This is a genomic window from Streptococcus sp. HMSC065E03 (genome assembly GCF_001815045.1).
In the GTDB taxonomy this organism is placed as follows: domain Bacteria; phylum Bacillota; class Bacilli; order Lactobacillales; family Streptococcaceae; genus Streptococcus; species Streptococcus parasanguinis_AD.
Map to the genome: position 1 here is coordinate 374,987 of NZ_KV818853.1, position 16,020 is coordinate 391,006.

18 protein-coding genes are annotated in these 16,020 nt (G+C 42.3%); 2 read left to right on the forward strand and 16 right to left on the reverse strand.

Annotated elements, in window-relative coordinates:
- Positions 1-5: 5 nt before the first annotated feature.
- From HMPREF3002_RS08600 to dnaG, 4 genes are all read right to left on the reverse strand, one after another.
- The gene (locus HMPREF3002_RS08600) at positions 6-713 is read right to left on the reverse strand and encodes an ABC transporter ATP-binding protein (RefSeq protein WP_021152925.1); all 708 of its coding nucleotides are present in this window, start codon (positions 711-713) and stop codon (positions 6-8) included.
- Positions 714-885: 172 nt separating this feature from the next.
- Positions 886-1,215, reverse strand: a complete 330-nt coding sequence (locus HMPREF3002_RS08605) for a metal-sulfur cluster assembly factor (RefSeq protein ID WP_004220168.1) — start codon at positions 1,213-1,215, stop codon at positions 886-888.
- 174 nt (positions 1,216-1,389) lie between these two features.
- The gene (rpoD, locus tag HMPREF3002_RS08610) at positions 1,390-2,499 is read right to left on the reverse strand and encodes an RNA polymerase sigma factor RpoD (RefSeq protein WP_021152924.1); all 1,110 of its coding nucleotides are present in this window, start codon (positions 2,497-2,499) and stop codon (positions 1,390-1,392) included.
- 2 nt (positions 2,500-2,501) lie between these two features.
- Positions 2,502-4,280 (reverse strand): DNA primase, encoded by a 1,779-nt coding sequence (gene dnaG, locus HMPREF3002_RS08615; protein ID WP_070666239.1) that lies wholly within the window; start codon positions 4,278-4,280, stop codon positions 2,502-2,504.
- Positions 4,281-4,494: 214 nt separating this feature from the next.
- Here dnaG and mscL point away from each other — a divergent pair, with 214 nt between their 5' ends.
- Entirely contained in the window at positions 4,495-4,875 is a 381-nt protein-coding gene (gene mscL, locus HMPREF3002_RS08620) for a large conductance mechanosensitive channel protein MscL (RefSeq protein WP_021152922.1), read from the forward strand.
- A 100-nt stretch (positions 4,876-4,975) separates the two neighbouring features.
- On the opposite strand, the gene rpsU is transcribed toward mscL, so the two are convergent.
- Positions 4,976-5,152, reverse strand: a complete 177-nt coding sequence (gene rpsU / locus HMPREF3002_RS08625) for a 30S ribosomal protein S21 (protein ID WP_000048054.1) — start codon at positions 5,150-5,152, stop codon at positions 4,976-4,978.
- Positions 5,153-5,331: 179 nt separating this feature from the next.
- On the opposite strand from rpsU, the gene HMPREF3002_RS08630 reads away from it, so the two are divergent.
- Entirely contained in the window at positions 5,332-6,300 is a 969-nt protein-coding gene (locus HMPREF3002_RS08630; RefSeq protein WP_023917730.1) for an NAD(P)/FAD-dependent oxidoreductase, read from the forward strand.
- Between the two features lie 289 nt (positions 6,301-6,589).
- On the opposite strand, the gene whiA is transcribed toward HMPREF3002_RS08630, so the two are convergent.
- The 11 genes from whiA to cdaA all read right to left on the reverse strand — a co-directional run bounded on the left by whiA (position 6,590) and on the right by cdaA (position 15,999).
- A complete protein-coding gene (gene whiA, locus HMPREF3002_RS08635) occupies positions 6,590-7,507 on the reverse strand; it encodes a DNA-binding protein WhiA (protein WP_023917728.1) in 918 nt (305 codons plus the stop codon).
- Positions 7,504-8,481: a YvcK family protein gene (locus HMPREF3002_RS08640; RefSeq protein WP_003017791.1), complete on the reverse strand. Its 978-nt coding sequence runs from the start codon at positions 8,479-8,481 to the stop codon at positions 7,504-7,506. The genes whiA and HMPREF3002_RS08640 overlap by 4 nt, the downstream gene beginning before the upstream one ends.
- The gene (rapZ, locus tag HMPREF3002_RS08645; protein WP_009732574.1) at positions 8,478-9,368 is read right to left on the reverse strand and encodes an RNase adapter RapZ; all 891 of its coding nucleotides are present in this window, start codon (positions 9,366-9,368) and stop codon (positions 8,478-8,480) included. Before rapZ ends, HMPREF3002_RS08640 begins: the two co-directional genes overlap by 4 nt.
- Before the next feature lie 77 nt (positions 9,369-9,445).
- Positions 9,446-9,829, reverse strand: a complete 384-nt coding sequence (locus HMPREF3002_RS08650; protein ID WP_003006514.1) for a RidA family protein — start codon at positions 9,827-9,829, stop codon at positions 9,446-9,448.
- 18 nt (positions 9,830-9,847) lie between these two features.
- Positions 9,848-10,012: a hypothetical protein gene (locus HMPREF3002_RS11085; protein ID WP_003006512.1), complete on the reverse strand. Its 165-nt coding sequence runs from the start codon at positions 10,010-10,012 to the stop codon at positions 9,848-9,850.
- Positions 10,013-10,063: 51 nt separating this feature from the next.
- Entirely contained in the window at positions 10,064-11,377 is a 1,314-nt protein-coding gene (gene obgE / locus HMPREF3002_RS08655) for a GTPase ObgE (RefSeq protein WP_023917726.1), read from the reverse strand.
- Positions 11,378-11,410: 33 nt separating this feature from the next.
- Positions 11,411-11,542 (reverse strand): DUF4044 domain-containing protein, encoded by a 132-nt coding sequence (locus tag HMPREF3002_RS08660; protein ID WP_003011566.1) that lies wholly within the window; start codon positions 11,540-11,542, stop codon positions 11,411-11,413.
- A gap of 117 nt (positions 11,543-11,659) precedes the next feature.
- Positions 11,660-12,985 (reverse strand): LPXTG cell wall anchor domain-containing protein, encoded by a 1,326-nt coding sequence (locus HMPREF3002_RS08665; RefSeq protein WP_070666242.1) that lies wholly within the window; start codon positions 12,983-12,985, stop codon positions 11,660-11,662.
- Between the two features lie 47 nt (positions 12,986-13,032).
- The gene (glmM, locus tag HMPREF3002_RS08670; RefSeq protein WP_023917722.1) at positions 13,033-14,382 is read right to left on the reverse strand and encodes a phosphoglucosamine mutase; all 1,350 of its coding nucleotides are present in this window, start codon (positions 14,380-14,382) and stop codon (positions 13,033-13,035) included.
- 22 nt (positions 14,383-14,404) lie between these two features.
- Positions 14,405-15,154, reverse strand: coding sequence for a CdaR family protein (locus HMPREF3002_RS08675; protein WP_023917720.1), 750 nt, complete (start codon positions 15,152-15,154; stop codon positions 14,405-14,407).
- The gene (gene cdaA, locus HMPREF3002_RS08680; RefSeq protein ID WP_023917718.1) at positions 15,151-15,999 is read right to left on the reverse strand and encodes a diadenylate cyclase CdaA; all 849 of its coding nucleotides are present in this window, start codon (positions 15,997-15,999) and stop codon (positions 15,151-15,153) included. Before cdaA ends, HMPREF3002_RS08675 begins: the two co-directional genes overlap by 4 nt.
- Positions 16,000-16,020: the final 21 nt, after the last annotated feature.

Here is a 16,020-nt window from a genome sequence, read left to right on the forward strand (position 1 = left end):
TCCTCCTAATAAACACGGAATTGATCACGGAAGATCTCATCGATTGATTTTCCGTGTTGATTGCGCAAAACAGTCGTATTTTCATGCAAGAGGATTCTTCCTTGGTTGATGAAAATCGCTTCATCCAAAACTTGCTCAATATCCGCAATCAAGTGAGTAGAAATCAAGACAGAAGAGTTTGGACGTCGATTTTGAATAATGGTCCGCAAAATATAATCACGCGCTGCTGGGTCGACCCCACCGATTGGTTCATCAAGGACATACAAGTCAGCTTCACGACTCATCACCAAAATCAATTGTACTTTTTCCTTGTTCCCTTTTGAAAGGCTGTTCAATTTTTGATTTGGATGCAAATGCAAATCGTTGAGCAATTGGTAAGCTCGTTGGACATTAAAATCTGAATAAAAATCTTGGAAATAGCTAATAGCATCACTAATTTTTATATTTTCACTCAGATAAGTCGTATCCGGCAAATAGGAAACAACTTTTTTTGAAGCTGGGGATGGTAATTGACCATGAATATAGATATTTCCAAGGCTTGGTTGCAACAAACCATTAATCAATTTAATGATGGTTGTTTTCCCGCTACCATTAGGCCCCAAAAGGCCAATAATACGGCCAGGTTGGATGTTCAAACTAACATCCATGAGAGCAACTTCATGCCCATAATTCTTTGTCACATGGTCCAAGTAGACCAAAGGATACTGATTCATGTAAATCTCCTTTATTTTCTATTTATGCTATTATACCTTGTCCTCTTGATGATTGCAACTTTATCTGAAAATTTGCTAAGAATTTGAAAATGGTTGTTCAAAAATACAGGTGTAAACAAATCAGAGGTTAGGGAAGCCCCTAACCTCTGATTTGTTTTGATGAATAGAATTTTTAACTAATTCCAAGTGCAATCCGTGCATAGCGGCTCATTTTTTCAACCGTCCAAGCAGGATACCAGACCAACTTCACATCCACCGATGTCACTTCTTCTACTTCTGCTAAAACATCATGAATCTGATCTGTCAGAAGATCCGCTAATGGACATCCCATGGTCGTTAGCGTCATATCAATAATGGTCGCTCCAGTTTCACCATCAAAATGGATCTCGTAAACAAGACCTAAATTAACAATGTCAATCCCAAGCTCAGGATCGATTACCTCTTCCAAAGCATTTAAGATTTTATTTTTAATTTCTTCAATTTGCTCAGTTGTATATGCCATATGACACTTCCTTTTTTTGTTATGTTACTCTCGATAGAATTGCTTAGCTCGGGTTAAAAAGGTCCCACGGACATAGGTCGCTTTTTCATTTCTTGGCGACCGTTAAAAATGTCCCCCGGACCTAGGTCGCTTTTTTATTTCTAGGCGACCGTTAAAAATGTCCCCCGGACATTTTTAATCCTCAATAAAATCACGCAATGGTTTGCTTCTGCTTGGGTGGCGGAGTTTACGGAGGGCTTTGGCTTCGATCTGACGGATCCGTTCACGGGTCACGTTGAAGACTTTACCCACATCTTCCAAGGTCCGCATTTTTCCATCATCCAAACCGAAACGTAAACGAAGTACGTTTTCTTCACGGTCTGTCAGGGTATCGAGGACTTCATCTAATTGTTCACGTAGAACCACACGAGTGGTGTAGTCTACTGGATTTTCAATCACTTCATCTTCGATGAAATCTCCCAAATGGCTATCGTCCTCTTCACCGATTGGGGTTTCAAGAGAAACAGGCTCTTGGGCAATCTTCAAGATTTCGCGTACCTTATCAGGCGTCATATCCATGCGTTCAGCGATTTGTTCAGGCGTTGGGTCTTGTCCCAATTCTTGCAAGAGATTGCGTTGTTCACGAACCAACTTGTTAATGGTTTCCACCATGTGAACAGGGATCCGAATGGTCCGTGCTTGGTCTGCAATGGCACGAGTGATAGCCTGACGAATCCACCAAGTAGCATAGGTAGAGAACTTGAACCCTTTGGTATAGTCAAACTTATCAACGGCCTTCATCAAGCCCATATTTCCTTCTTGGATCAAATCCAAAAATTGCATTCCACGACCAACGTAACGTTTCGCAATGGATACAACCAAACGAAGGTTGGCTTCTGCAAGACGTTGCTTGGCTTCCAAGTCACCTTGTTCCACTAAGATAGCCAATTCTTGTTCTTCTTCATTTGTCAAAAGAGGAACAACCCCAATTTCTTTCAAGTACATCCGTACTGGGTCGTTGACCTTGGCAGAGTTGCTTCCAAGCAATTCCTCATCTGACAATTCTGGCTCTTCTTCATTGTTCAACACACGCGCACTTGGGTTACCATCTTTATCCGTGATCGAAATTCCTGCATCTTGAATCCGTTGCAAAAGATCTTCAATCCCATCTGCATCTAGTGTGAATGGAATAACCAACTTGTCATTAATTTCATCATCTGTTGCAGTTCCACTTTTCTTGTGGCTGCGAATAAACTCTGCAATTTGAACGTCCAATGTTGTAATATCTTTTTGTTCTTTAGCCATTCCTACTCCATTCTTCTTTTTTGAGCGATCAAACGCTCGAGTTCCAATAAAGCTTTTTCCGCATCCCCTGTCGAGGAAGCTTCCTTCACTTTATTTCCAATTTGTTGACTTTCTTTGCGAAGAAGCTCACGATTTCGCGTTTCTTCCACTTCTTCTAATTCACCATCCGCTATCTCTTCTGGCAAATCTTCTTCTAACATCCGGTACCAGGCGTGCTGGACCCCTTCAGGTTGCTCGGACAAATCCTGAGATGTGACTTCTCCATTTTGACAGAGTAATTGGTACAAGATCTGTAACTCCGGTGTGTCAAAGACAAAATCAGGTCGCAAACGGTAATCATTAAGCACCATTGGAAAATCTTTCATCCTACTTAATAAATGATTTTCCGCCTTGATCAAGCGCGTCATCCCACGATTAGGCAGGAGATCGACTGAAAAATTCGACGTTCTTGATCGTCCACCACTTTGATCCTCCTGCCGTTGATGCAAGCGACAATTATTGACAATCTGCTCAATCTGCAAATAATCAAAGTCTGGCAATAAATCTGCCAACTTATAAATATAGGTGTTTTGCGCTGTGATGGAGCGCGTCTGGGCGATCATCGGTGCCAGCTTCTCGACAAACTCAATCTGTGCCTGTAAGTTCTCAATATACTGGGGTTTCCAGTAGTGCATCAAGAATTCAACCTTACTGATCCGCGAATTCTTCAAGAGGGAAGCTAGATCTTCTGGGGAGGTCTTTTTGAGGTACTCATCGGGATCCATCTGATCAGGGATACGGACGATCTCCAACTCCAGATCCTGCAAGACATCCAAGGCCTTAGCGGTTGCTTCAAGTCCCGCCTTATCCCCATCATAGGTCAAAATGACCTTTTTGGTAAAATGAGACAGGTGCTGGACGTGCTCTGGTGTCAAGGCTGTCCCCATAGAGGCGACTGCATTTTCAATCCCAGCTCGATAAGCCGCAATGACATCCATAAAGCCTTCCATGATATACATTTCATGTTGCTTTTTGGCGCTCGTCTTAGCTTGATCCAAATGATAAAGTTCATAACTCTTATTAAATAGACGGGTACTTCGACTATTCTTGTACTTGGCTTGATGACTGCCATCATCCGTTAGTTTCCACAGTCTACCAGAAAAAGCAATGACACGTCCACTATCATCCGTCAAAGGAAACATAATCCGATCCTGAAAGGCATCAAAAACTGTTCCAGTATCTAAGATTGTGAATAACCCCGAATCGGTAATCACTTTCTCAGAGAACTTCTCAGAGAGATTTCGATAGAGATAATTCCCTTCTGCTGGGGCTAAGCCCAATTGAAAATGTCGGATGACCTCATCCGTCAGTCCACGTTCATGCAGATAATTTCGCGCTTCTTCTCCCATCTTTGTCGTCATCAGAATCGCCTGGTAGAACTTACTGGCTTCCTGATGAATCTCATAAAGTTCTTGGTTGGGATTGATAGACGTTGGTTGAGCCGGCCTTGCTTGGTACTGAAGCGCAATACCCGCTTTTTCTGCTACGATCTGAACCGCATCCATAAAAGCGACTCCACGGTATTCCTCAATAAACTTAAAGACATCTCCCGAGCGACCACATCCGAAACAATGGTAAAACTGCTTGTCTTCAACGACATTAAAAGAAGGAGTCTTTTCACCATGAAAAGGACAGAGCCCTAAAAAATTACGGCCAGCCTTGGTCAAAGAAACAACTTCTCCAATAACTTCAACAATGTTTACACTGTTTTTAATTTCTGCAATCAGCTCTTTATCAACCATAAACAGTGCCTCCATTTTACCATAGATTATCACTTTATATTTTATACTAAAAGTTAGTAAAAGTAAATTTTTTCCTACCGATTTCACACATAAAAGAAAAGATTTTCAACCTTTATCACTAATTTTTAAAAATGAGGCATATTCCTTGTCAGTCGAATATTTTTCCGTTATACTATCATAGTAAAAAATTATTATGAAAGGACATATTTAGGATATGTTAAAAGATTTGAAAGCTTTTCTCCTTCGTGGGAATATTGTTGACCTTGCTGTAGCAGTCGTTATCGGAGCTGCATTTGGAGCTATCGTAACATCACTTGTTAACGATATCATCACTCCACTTATTTTGAAACCAGCTATGAAAGCTGCTGGTGTTGATAAGATTGCTAATTTGTCATGGAACGGTGTTGCATACGGTAGCTTCTTGAGCGCTGTGATCAACTTCCTTGTTGTTGGTACTGTTCTTTTCTTCGTAGTGAAAGCTGCTGAAAAAGCTCAAAACCTTGGTAAAAAAGAAGAAGCTGTCGAAGAAGAAGCTCCTGCTCCTACTCAAGAAGAGTTGCTTACTGAAATCCGCGACTTGCTTGCAAACAAATAATCAGATAAAAAGATCCGATCTTCTAGCTAGAAGATCGGTTTTTTTGTCTTTAACGGATGAAAAAAACAAAAAACAGACCGAGGTCTGTTCTTGTATTCAATTAGAATTTTTTACGTTTACGAGCTGCTTCTGATTTACGTTTACGTTTTACAGAAGGTTTTTCATAGAATTCACGTTTGCGTGTTTCTTGAAGAGTACCAGCTTTAGTAACCGCACGTTTGAAACGACGAAGAGCATCGTCAAGAGATTCATTCTTACGTACTACTGTTTTTGACATATTTTTCACTCCCTTCAAGCCTAAAATCTTAATTATTTTATCACACTTTAAAGAGGCTGTCAAGATCTTTTGAAACTTTTCTAGCCTTCCTAGCCTTTATGCCATTTCTTTTTTATGACTTTTTCAATCCTCCTATTTTATGATACAATGGAAACAAAGAAAACCCTGAAGGAGATACCATGTCAGAAATTTATGATATTACGATTGTTGGGGGCGGACCAGTTGGTCTGTTTGCTGCTTTTTATGGCAATATGCGCCAAGTTAAAGTCAAACTGATTGATTCCTTACCTCAACTTGGAGGGCAACCAGCTATTCTCTATCCAGAAAAGAGTATCCTCGATGTACCTGGCTTTACCAATTTGACTGGTGAAGAATTGAGCAACCGCTTGATCGAGCAAGTCGAACGGTTTGATACGCCGATCTTCCTCAATGAAACTGTAGAGGATATTCAAAAAGAGGGTGACCTCTTCACTATCACTACTTCTCGCCAGGTTCATCAGTCTAAAGCAGTCATCATTGCCATGGGTGGCGGTGCCTTTAAGCCACGCGCTCTTGATATCGAGGGGGCTGAAGACTTTGATAACGTCCACTACCATGTTTCAAACATCCAACAATATAAAGGACAACAGGTGACCGTCCTTGGTGGTGGGGACTCTGCTGTGGACTGGGCTCTTGCTTTTGATATGATTGCTCCAACTACAATCGTTCACCGTCGGGACAACTTCCGTGCCCTAGAACACAGTGTAGAAGAACTCAAGCAATCTTCTGTCAGCATCAAAACACCATTTGTTCCTAGCCGCTTGATTGGCGAAAATGGTCATGCCACTCATCTTGAAATCACAAAAGTTAAAGCCGATGAAACCGAACTCATCCCGATTGATCACTTATTTGTCAACTATGGCTTTAAATCTTCAATCGGAAACTTGAAAGAATGGGGTGTAGAATTGCAACGCCATAAAATCAAGGTGAATCAGAAACAAGAAACCAGCCTTCCTGGAATTTATGCCTGTGGAGACTGCTGCTTCTACGAAGGAAAGATTGATCTCATCGCTACAGGTCTGGGGGAAGCTCCAACAGCCGTAAACAATGCCATCAACTACATCTATCCAGATAAGAAAGTCCAACCAACGCACTCAACTAGTTTATAATAAAAAAGGCCTTTGGCCTTTTTTAAATTGAAGTCAAACTATTTTAAGTTAATCGATTCTGCAAAGAAGTAAAAATGAGTTCCTATTTTTAGTATGAATCAAGAAAATACAAAACTTTCCGCTGTGAGAAAAGTGCCTGAAACATTACGTTTCAGGCACTCGGGAGTTTTGAGACATTAGGCTCAAAACTAAGTCATGGAACTTCTATGAAGTTCGCTGACGTCCGTACTCACCTAAGGAAAGTTTTTAAAAAGACTTTATCCTCATTATGAAAGGCCTTTGGCCTTTTTTATTTGTCTAAATCGTCTGCGATCTTATTGATCTTACGCAAGCGGTGATTGACGCCGCTTTTTGAAATAGGTTGTTGCAAGCTATCTGCGATCTGCTGGATGGAATAATCTGGATGGTTCATCCGGATATAGGCAACTTCTTGCAAGTCACTTGGTAAACTCCCTAGGCCGACCGTATCCACAATTTTACTAATATTATTAATGGTTTTCATGCTAGCTGTGACTGTGCGCTGAATGTTGGCCATCTCGGCATTATTGGCCCGATTGACGTCATTGCGCGTCTCTCTCATGACCTTGATAGACTCAAATTCCTGCATGGCTTGCATGGCCTCTACTACAATGAGAAAATCAATAATATCTTCCGCTCGTTGCAGATAGGTCACCACTCCTTTTTTCCGCTCGATGGTTTTCGCATCTAGTAAAAATCCTTGCATGAGAAGGGCAATTCCTTCCGCGTGGTCTGTATAAACAGAATGAATTTCCAACTGGTACTTTCCTTTTTCAGGATCCTTGATGGAACCACTCGACAGAAAAGCCCCTCGAAGATAAGCACGACTGGCTACTTCATCTTCTAAAACACTGGCATCAATACCTGTTTCAATCCCAAAGAAGGCATCTGCCAAATGCAAGTCAGCTAGAATCTCTTCCACCTTTTCATCCAAGAATACTGTGTAAACACGATTTTTTTTCAAATTGGTTTTTTGGTGGTGGCGGATATCCGATTTGGCCTCATAGAAATGATGCAACAATTCATAGATATGGCGAGCGATCTTGGCATTTTCTGTTGTTACCGAGAGCGTCAAGCCCCCCATTGAAATCCCAAGACTTCCAGACATCTTGATAATGGCAGCCAATTCACTCTTTTCAAATCGCTTGAGAGACAATAATTCTTCTTTTACACGAACCGTAAAACTCATTTTCTCACCTGCACGATCTGCATCAACTCTTCGACCACTTTTTCACCATCATGAAAGGCTCCTCCATTGACCAACTTCAAGAAATCAGAAGAAATCACTTGGGGAACTTGCGAGTGTAGCCCCTTGAAATCGTGCTCTACCTGCACCAAGTATTCATCAAATTTGTTACTGTTCATGTAAGCTGCGGGAACCTGATTGATATTGACAAGGACGGTATCGATGAACTTCTCTCCCAAATGTTTATGGAGAACGGCAACGTGGTCACTGTCTGTGAAATGCTCGGTTTCTCCTCTTTGGGTCATGATGTTACAAACATAGGCTACCTGAGCCTTGGTTTCAAGGATGGCTTTCCCAATCTCATCGATCATCAAATTAGGAAGGATCGAGGTAAAGAGCGAACCAGGACCTAAGACGACCATATCACTTTCAAGAATAGCTTCCACTACTTTTTTACTAGCTTTTGGACGCTCTTGATCAAAGGTATTGGTCACATAAACATGATCAATCATGCCGGTGTAGTTGGCAATGTGGCTTTCTCCTACCACTTCTTTTCCATCTTGAAAGACGGCATGAAGGGTCAAGGGACTATCACTGGACGGATAGATCTTGCCGGTCGTATGAAAGAACTTGGTTAACAACTGCATGGCATTATAGGTCGAGCCTTGCATCTCTGAAATCCCTGCAATAATCAAGTTTCCCAAAGGGTGTCCGGCCAAAGGGCCATCATCGTCAGCAAAGCGGTATTGAAAGACCTTCTCATAAAAACGAGGCATATCTGACATGGCAACCAGCACATTTCGAAGATCCCCAGGTGGTGTCAATTTTTGGATGTTCTTCCGCAATTCACCTGAACTCCCGCCATCATCTGCAACGGTTACAATAGCAGTAATATCGACCGGTTTCTTTCTCAGACTATCGAGAATAACAGAAATCCCTGTTCCTCCTCCAATAACGGTTACTTTAGGTTTTCTCATGAGCGATTCACCGTTTCTTTCCGTCTGTCCTTGTCTCTATGACTGCAATTGACCTGCCAATTTTTTTCTAAATCATGTGCTAAGCGCTCTGCAAAGGCTACTGAACGGTGTTGCCCACCGGTACATCCCATAGCAATGGTGAGAACGGATTTACCCTCACGTTTATAGGACGGTAAAATAGGAACGATCAAGTCATGAAGATGACGGTAAAAGTCCTCTGATTCAGGGTGATCCATGACATAATCATAAACAGCTGGATCTTGACCGGTTAAATTCCGAAGCTCCAATTTGTAGTAGGGATTTGGAAGAAAACGCACGTCAAACACAAGGTCAGCATCGATCGGAAGGCCATATTTAAACCCAAATGACATGACCTCAACCCGAAAATCTGGCTGATTGTCTTGACTGGCAAATTGTTCTGCAATGGTTTTTCTCAGATTACGAGGTGTCAACTCAGTCGTATCTACTACATTTTGACTGATATTTTTTAAAGGGGATAAGAGTTCGCGCTCTAGAGTAATCCCATCTAAGACACGGCCATCTGCCGCTAGTGGGTGGCTACGACGGGTTTCCTTGTATCGTGCTACCAACTCACTATCAGTGGCATCCAAGAACAAGACCTTGAAATCGAGGTCTTCTTGGTTGTCCAATTCATCCAAAATGGTGCGAATTTCATTGAAAAAAGACCGGCTCCGCATATCCACAACAACGGCTAATTTATTGTTATCGGGACTGTGGCGCATGAGCTCAATAAATTTCAGCAAGAGCGCCGGTGGCATATTATCGATGGTAAAGTAACCCAAATCCTCAAACGATTGGATGGCGACGGTCTTACCCGCACCGCTCATCCCTGTTACCATGACCAGTTGAATCTTACTTTCTGTCATTTTCTCCTCCCATAAATAAAACAGAGTGGCCTACAGTTTCCTGCTCTCCACTCTGTCTTTTTGTCTTTGAATGGTTATTAGGCTTTGATTTCCGCAATAACTTCAATTTCAACCTTCACATCACGTGGCAGGCGTGCTACTTCAACAGCAGATCGAGCTGGAAACTCTGTAGTAAAGACTGTTTTATAGACCTCATTAAAAGGTACAAAGTCATTCATATCACTTAAGAAACAAGTGGTTTTCACCACGTGGTCAAAGTCTGTCCCAGCCTCTTCTAAAATAGCCCCAATGTTCTTTAAGACTTGCTCTGTTTGTTCTTGGATGGTTTCTCCAATGATTTCACCTGTTTCAGGTGACAAGGGAACTTGTCCACTTGCAAAGAGAAGATTCCCTACGATTTTCCCTTGAACATAAGGTCCAATTGCTGCAGGTGCTTTATCTGTATGAATTGTTTTTGCCATAGTATTCTCCAAGTCTATTTACTTCTGCTGGTTTTCTTTTGCTAATTTTTCCCTTTGTAAGCGCAACTTGCGCTTAGGGTTTAACGTATTAAAGAGTTCTTCAAGTTTTTCAGCATTCCAAACATCGGCTGCTGAAACAAAATTTCCATTTTCATCTCGAAAAGATATTGGTTTATCTCCCACTGAAAAAGCCTCACTTCTTATTTGGAATCCTTGATCCGCTGGGGATCTATCCTAATCTACAAACTCAAATTCAAATTTACCGATCCGGACGATATCGCCATCTTTTGCCCCACGCGCACGGAGAGCTTCATCAACACCCATGCCACGCAATTGACGAGCAAATTTCATGACCGCTTCATCCCGATCGAAATTCGTCATATTAAAGAGTTTTTCAAGTTTTTCACCAGACAAGACCCAAGCGGCATCGTCATCCCGACTGATGTCAAAGGCTGGCTGGTCTTCATCAAAGCCATAGTAGACTTCTTCTTGGGCCATTTCGTCTTCTGAATACAAGAGGAATTCTGGCGTTTTGTCTAACAATTCTGCTGTTGCTTCTAACAAGTTGTCCAAACCTTGATGCGCCAAACTAGAGATCGGGAAGATCTGTGGCAGTTCATCAAACTCATCGTAATTGGCTGCCAATTTCTTCTTGAACTCTTTCAAATTTTCCTGGCTTTCTGGCATATCCATCTTATTTGCCACGATAATCTGAGGTCGCTCCATCAAACGAAGATTATAGGTTTCAAGCTCTTTATTGATTTGAACATAGTCTTCATAAGGGTCACGTCCTTCACTGGCTGACATATCAATAACATGCAAGATAACACGGGTGCGCTCGATGTGACGAAGGAACTGGGTTCCGAGTCCGACACCTTGGCTAGCCCCTTCGATCAATCCAGGAAGGTCCGCGACTGCAAAGGATTCACCTGACGGTGTCCGAACCATGCCCAAGTTTGGAACGATGGTTGTGAAATGATAAGCTCCAATCTTTGGTTTGGCTGAAGTGATGACACTAAGAAGAGTTGATTTCCCTACTGATGGGAAGCCAACCAAACCAACGTCTGCCAAGACCTTGAGCTCTAATTCAAGTTCGCGTTCCTGACCAGGTTCCCCGTTCTCAGAAATCTCTGGAGCTGGATTTTTAGGAGTAGCAAAACGAATGTTTCCACGTCCGCCACGGCCACCGTGGGCAACAATGTACTCTTGTCCATTCTCGACTAGGTCCGTAATGACCTTGCCAGTCTCAGCATCTCGGACTGTCGTTCCTTGAGGGACTCGTACATAGAGATCTTCTGCTCCCCGTCCGTGCATCCCTTTGGTCATTCCTTTTTCCCCATTTTGGGCTTTGAAATGCCTGTTATAACGGAAGTCCATCAAGGTACGCAAGCCTTCGTCTACTACGAAGATGACATTGCCACCACGACCTCCATCACCACCCCAAGGTCCGCCATTAGGGACATATTTTTCGCGACGAAAAGCCACCATGCCATCGCCGCCATTTCCAGCCTTGACCTTAATCTTGGCTGTATCTAAAAACATACTCATAAATAGATGATTTCCTTTATTTCTGTGTGCGTCTTAGTAAGAAAGAGCACCAATTGCGGTTGCAAATATTGCACCAACCGTTACAATCAACATAATCACAATGACCACCATCGTGATCATTTCAAATGGTGTTTTTTTACGTTTTCCGTTATCTCCAAAAGCCACTTCTAATACCTCGATTACTATAAATTCATTAGCCCTATTTTACCACGAAATAGGGGATTTTTCAAATCGAGCCTACACAAAAAGACCAGACAGAAGTCTGATCTTTCATTGATCATATTAAGAATCTTTTCTTACACGTAAAATACCAACCGATAGAATTGCTAGGAAGACACCCATGACAAGAACTACCGGTGTCATCTTTTCACCTGTACTTGGAAGAACTTTTTTCTTACCAGGTTTTGGGGCTTCTTCTTTAACAGAAGATGAAGATGATTTCAATGAAGAACTTGATGTGGATGTTGAGTTCGATGTAGAACTGGAACTCGTTGAAGATGATGAGCTTGATGAAGAACTAGAGCTTGATGAAGAACTAGAGCTTGATGAAGAACTAGAACTTGATGAGGAGGTTGAGCTAGGTGTCGGTGGTGTTTGTTCTTTCTCACCTAATCCCTCTCCGGTTCCTGATTCCAATCTCAATTCACGGGTTAAACTACGCGGTGCTGGGAAATTGGTTGCTGTCCATGTTAATGTATTATGGACAACATCACCGACTTTCGTTCCAGGTGCCACTTTTGTAGAATATTCAATATACATTGGCCAATTGTAATTATCACCAAATTCAATTGTAAAACCAGTGATCTTTCCATCTGCATTCTTATTGAAAACAGCTTTTTTAGTAAAGTTATCCAGAACTGGGAGACTTAATATCTGAGCTTCGTTCTTAATCCCACCTTCTACAGGAGCATAACGAACAGCGCGTAAGCTCCCTTCAACCAATGTTAAGCCATCTCCGAATTGGTCTTTAATGACCATTCCACGAAGCATATCTTGGCGAGCATTTAAGAGAATCCGCCATTTGATAATGGTTGGATCAGACTTATCTTGGTAACCGTATTTCATCTCATAGTCTCCAGCTTCTCCAGCTGTCTTTTCATAATTAAATGAAAAATCTGTATTTCCTAGTTTAAACTGGATTGGAGAAGTTTTTGTAACTACTTCTGAGTCTACTTTTACATCAAAATGAAGAGCAACTCGTTTGTTGAGTGGATGAGATGCGAAATAATCATTAAAGGTAACGGTCACTGTTTTCTTAGCTGTATCAACGACAGCTTTCCCCACCGTCTGACCATTTGATTGACCTTCCTCAAGAACATTGAATTCCAGTGCTGTGTAGAGGGCTAATTCTTTTGGCAAACTAAGAGTTAAGGTATCACCAGCTTGAATAGTTTGCGAATCTGGAAAGGCTAAATAAATACTTGCTGACAATTTTTCATTTGTCAACACCTTGCTCCCATTTGTTAGCGTGTTACCGTCTTTCGTTAGACGTGCTGTCTGTGTATATGATGAGACTTCTGCAGCATGTATTGTTTTAGTCAAACCAGCTGTGAATAGAATCGTTAGCACTAAGGCAAGTGCCCATACAATTTGACGAACCTGTTTCATATATACCTCCTCTGCTCGCCTATTTGCGAGCCATGTTTTTTACAAGGTTAAAGTCCGATTTCTGCTTGAACAACTGCAGCAATGGTATCTACATAGTAGTCCACTTCTTCATGGGTTGGTGCTTCTGCCATCACTCGAAGGAGGGGTTCAGTTCCACTTGGACGTACCAAAATACGTCCATTTCCTGCCATCTCCGCTTCCATTTTTTCAATGATTTCACGAATAGCAGGTACTTCCATCGCCTTATCTTTCATGCTATTTTCAACCCGGATATTGACGAGTTTTTGTGGATAAATGGTTACTTCAGCAGCCAATTCAGATAATTTCTTGCCGGTTTCTTGCATGATTTTAGTCAATTGAACTCCTGTTAATTGACCATCACCAGTCGTGTTGTAATCCATGATGACGACGTGACCGGATTGTTCACCACCAAGGTTGTAACCAGACTTGCGCATCTCTTCGACCACATAACGATCTCCAACAGCTGTGATTTCTTTTTGAATTCCCTTCGCATCTAATGCCTTGTGGAAGCCGAGATTGGACATGACGGTTGTGACGATCGTATTTTTTTCGAGCAAGCCTTTGCTTGAAAGATAAGAACCGATGATGTACATGATCTTATCCCCGTCAACGATCTCTCCATTTTCATCCACTGCAATCAAGCGATCGCTGTCTCCGTCAAATGCTAGACCAATCGCTGCGCCTACTTCTTTGACTTTCTCTTGCAAATGCTCTGGGTGAGTAGAACCAACCCCATCATTGATGTTCAAACCATCTGGGTTTTCACCGATGACGGTCAATTGAGCTCCCAGATCTGCAAAGATTTGACGGGCACTAGTAGAGGCTGCACCATTTGCTGTATCTAAGACTACGTGCATGCCCTCGAGTTGGACACCTGTCGATACAAGGAATTCTTGATACTTACGCAAGCCTTCTGGATATTCCATGACCGTTCCTAAACCTTGGGCACTTGGACGTGGAAGGGTATCTTCAGCAGCATCAAGCAAGGCTTCAATTTCAAGTTCGCGATCATCATCCAATTTGAAGCCATCACCACCAAAGAATTTGATGCCATTGTCCAAGGCTGGATTGTGGCTAGCAGAAATCATAACTCCGGCACTGGCTTTTTCCGTACGAACTAGATAAGCAACACCTGGCGTTGCAATCACACCCAACTTGTAGACGCGAATTCCAACAGATAAGAGGCCAGCAATTAAGGCATGCTCTAACATTTCACCAGAAATACGCGTATCACGTCCAACAAATACCAAGGGTGTTTCTTCTTCATGTTGGCTCAACACATAGCCACCGAAACGGCCTAGTTTAAAAGCCAATTCTGGCGTTAATTCTACATTTGCTTCTCCACGGACACCGTCCGTCCCAAAATATTTACCCATTCTTCATTACCTTTTTTACTTTCTAATTACTTGAACTGGAGGAGGTCGACGACGAGCTGCTTGAGCTTGACGTAGACGAGCTACTCTTTGTGGTCACTTGAATCCGTGTTTCACTCGGCTTGACCAAACCTGGTAGAACATTTCCTTGGGCATCTACTGCATTTAAGGAAATAGTTCCGCTATAATTTCCACTAATGATCTCACTGGATGGGAAGACCGCTTGGACATGATCAATGCGACTCAAGGTTTCTTGATCGCTGGTCACTTCTACCTTGGTGGTTTCAAGAGAAATATCCGAAACCGTTATTCCATCCACAATTTGATTGTCCGGGATCGTAGCCCTGACCGCAAACGATTTTTTCGCTTTCTTCCCGATTTTTACAGAAACTTTCTGAGGCTCTACGGTTGCGGTCAAACCAGCCGGAAGATCTTCCACAATCAACGGCACTTCAACGGTACCTTCCTTGGCCTTACGAAGATCCGCTACCACGCGAAACTTCCGAGTTCCCGGCTGCATTTCGCTTGCTAGAGCGACCCGGTTTGAACCCTTTAGAAAGACTGTTACTTCCGATGTTAACCCACTGACAAAGTATGTCTTGTCATTGTACTTGGCATCAATCGGAATATTGGTCAAGGTATTGGTGTAGGTCTCTGAACTTACTTGTCTAGCGCTGCTATTATTTTGAAAATTAAAGGATGACGCATTAATAAACAAGATAAAGGACAATAAGACGGAGGCAAAAACATAAAGAAATTCTTTTTTCGATCTCATTTTGTCACCCTCCCAAATAGACGCTCTTTCCAACTACTCGTTTTATTCTCTTCAGGAACCAAGAAGGATCTCAATTCTGCCTCGAACTCTTCTAAAGTTAAATCGTGTCGGAAGGTTCCATTATAGGTCATAGAGATCCCGCCCGTTTCTTCTGATACCACAAAGGTAAAGGCATCCGAAACTTCAGACAAACCAATGGCTGCGCGGTGACGCGTTCCGAACTCTTTTGAAATTCCGGTATTTTCCGTCAAGGGCAGGTAGGCACAAGAAACGGCAATTTTATCATTGCGGACAATGACCGCTCCATCGTGCAAAGGAGTATTAGGAATGAAGATATTAATCAGCAATTCTCCTGAAATTTCCGCATCTAGTGGAATCCCTGTGGAAATGTATTCCTGAAGGGTTCTGGCCCCTTGAATAGCTACCAAGGCACCAATCTTACGTGGGCTCATATAAGCCACTGCCTTGACATAGGCCTGTACCATTTTCTCTTCCTGACTGACTTCACTCGTCGTAAAAAATTCTGTCGCCCGACCTAAACGCTCTAAGCCAATCCGAATTTCAGGGGAGAAAATCACAACCAGCGCGATAACCCCATAGGTAATCACTTGATTGATCAGCCAAGAAATAGTCGTTAAACCCAAAAAATTGGCTAAAAATTGAGCCAAGAAAAAGATAATAACTCCACGCACCAAAATCATGATCTTGGTCCCGACGATGGCCTTGATCAAAAAATACAGCAACCAAGCCACCAGGGCAATATCGATGATATTGATAATAACACTCCACCAATTTGGGAACAAACTGGTCCAAAATTGTGGATTTGAAAACTGTTGAATATTCATATTCTCATACCTACCACTTCT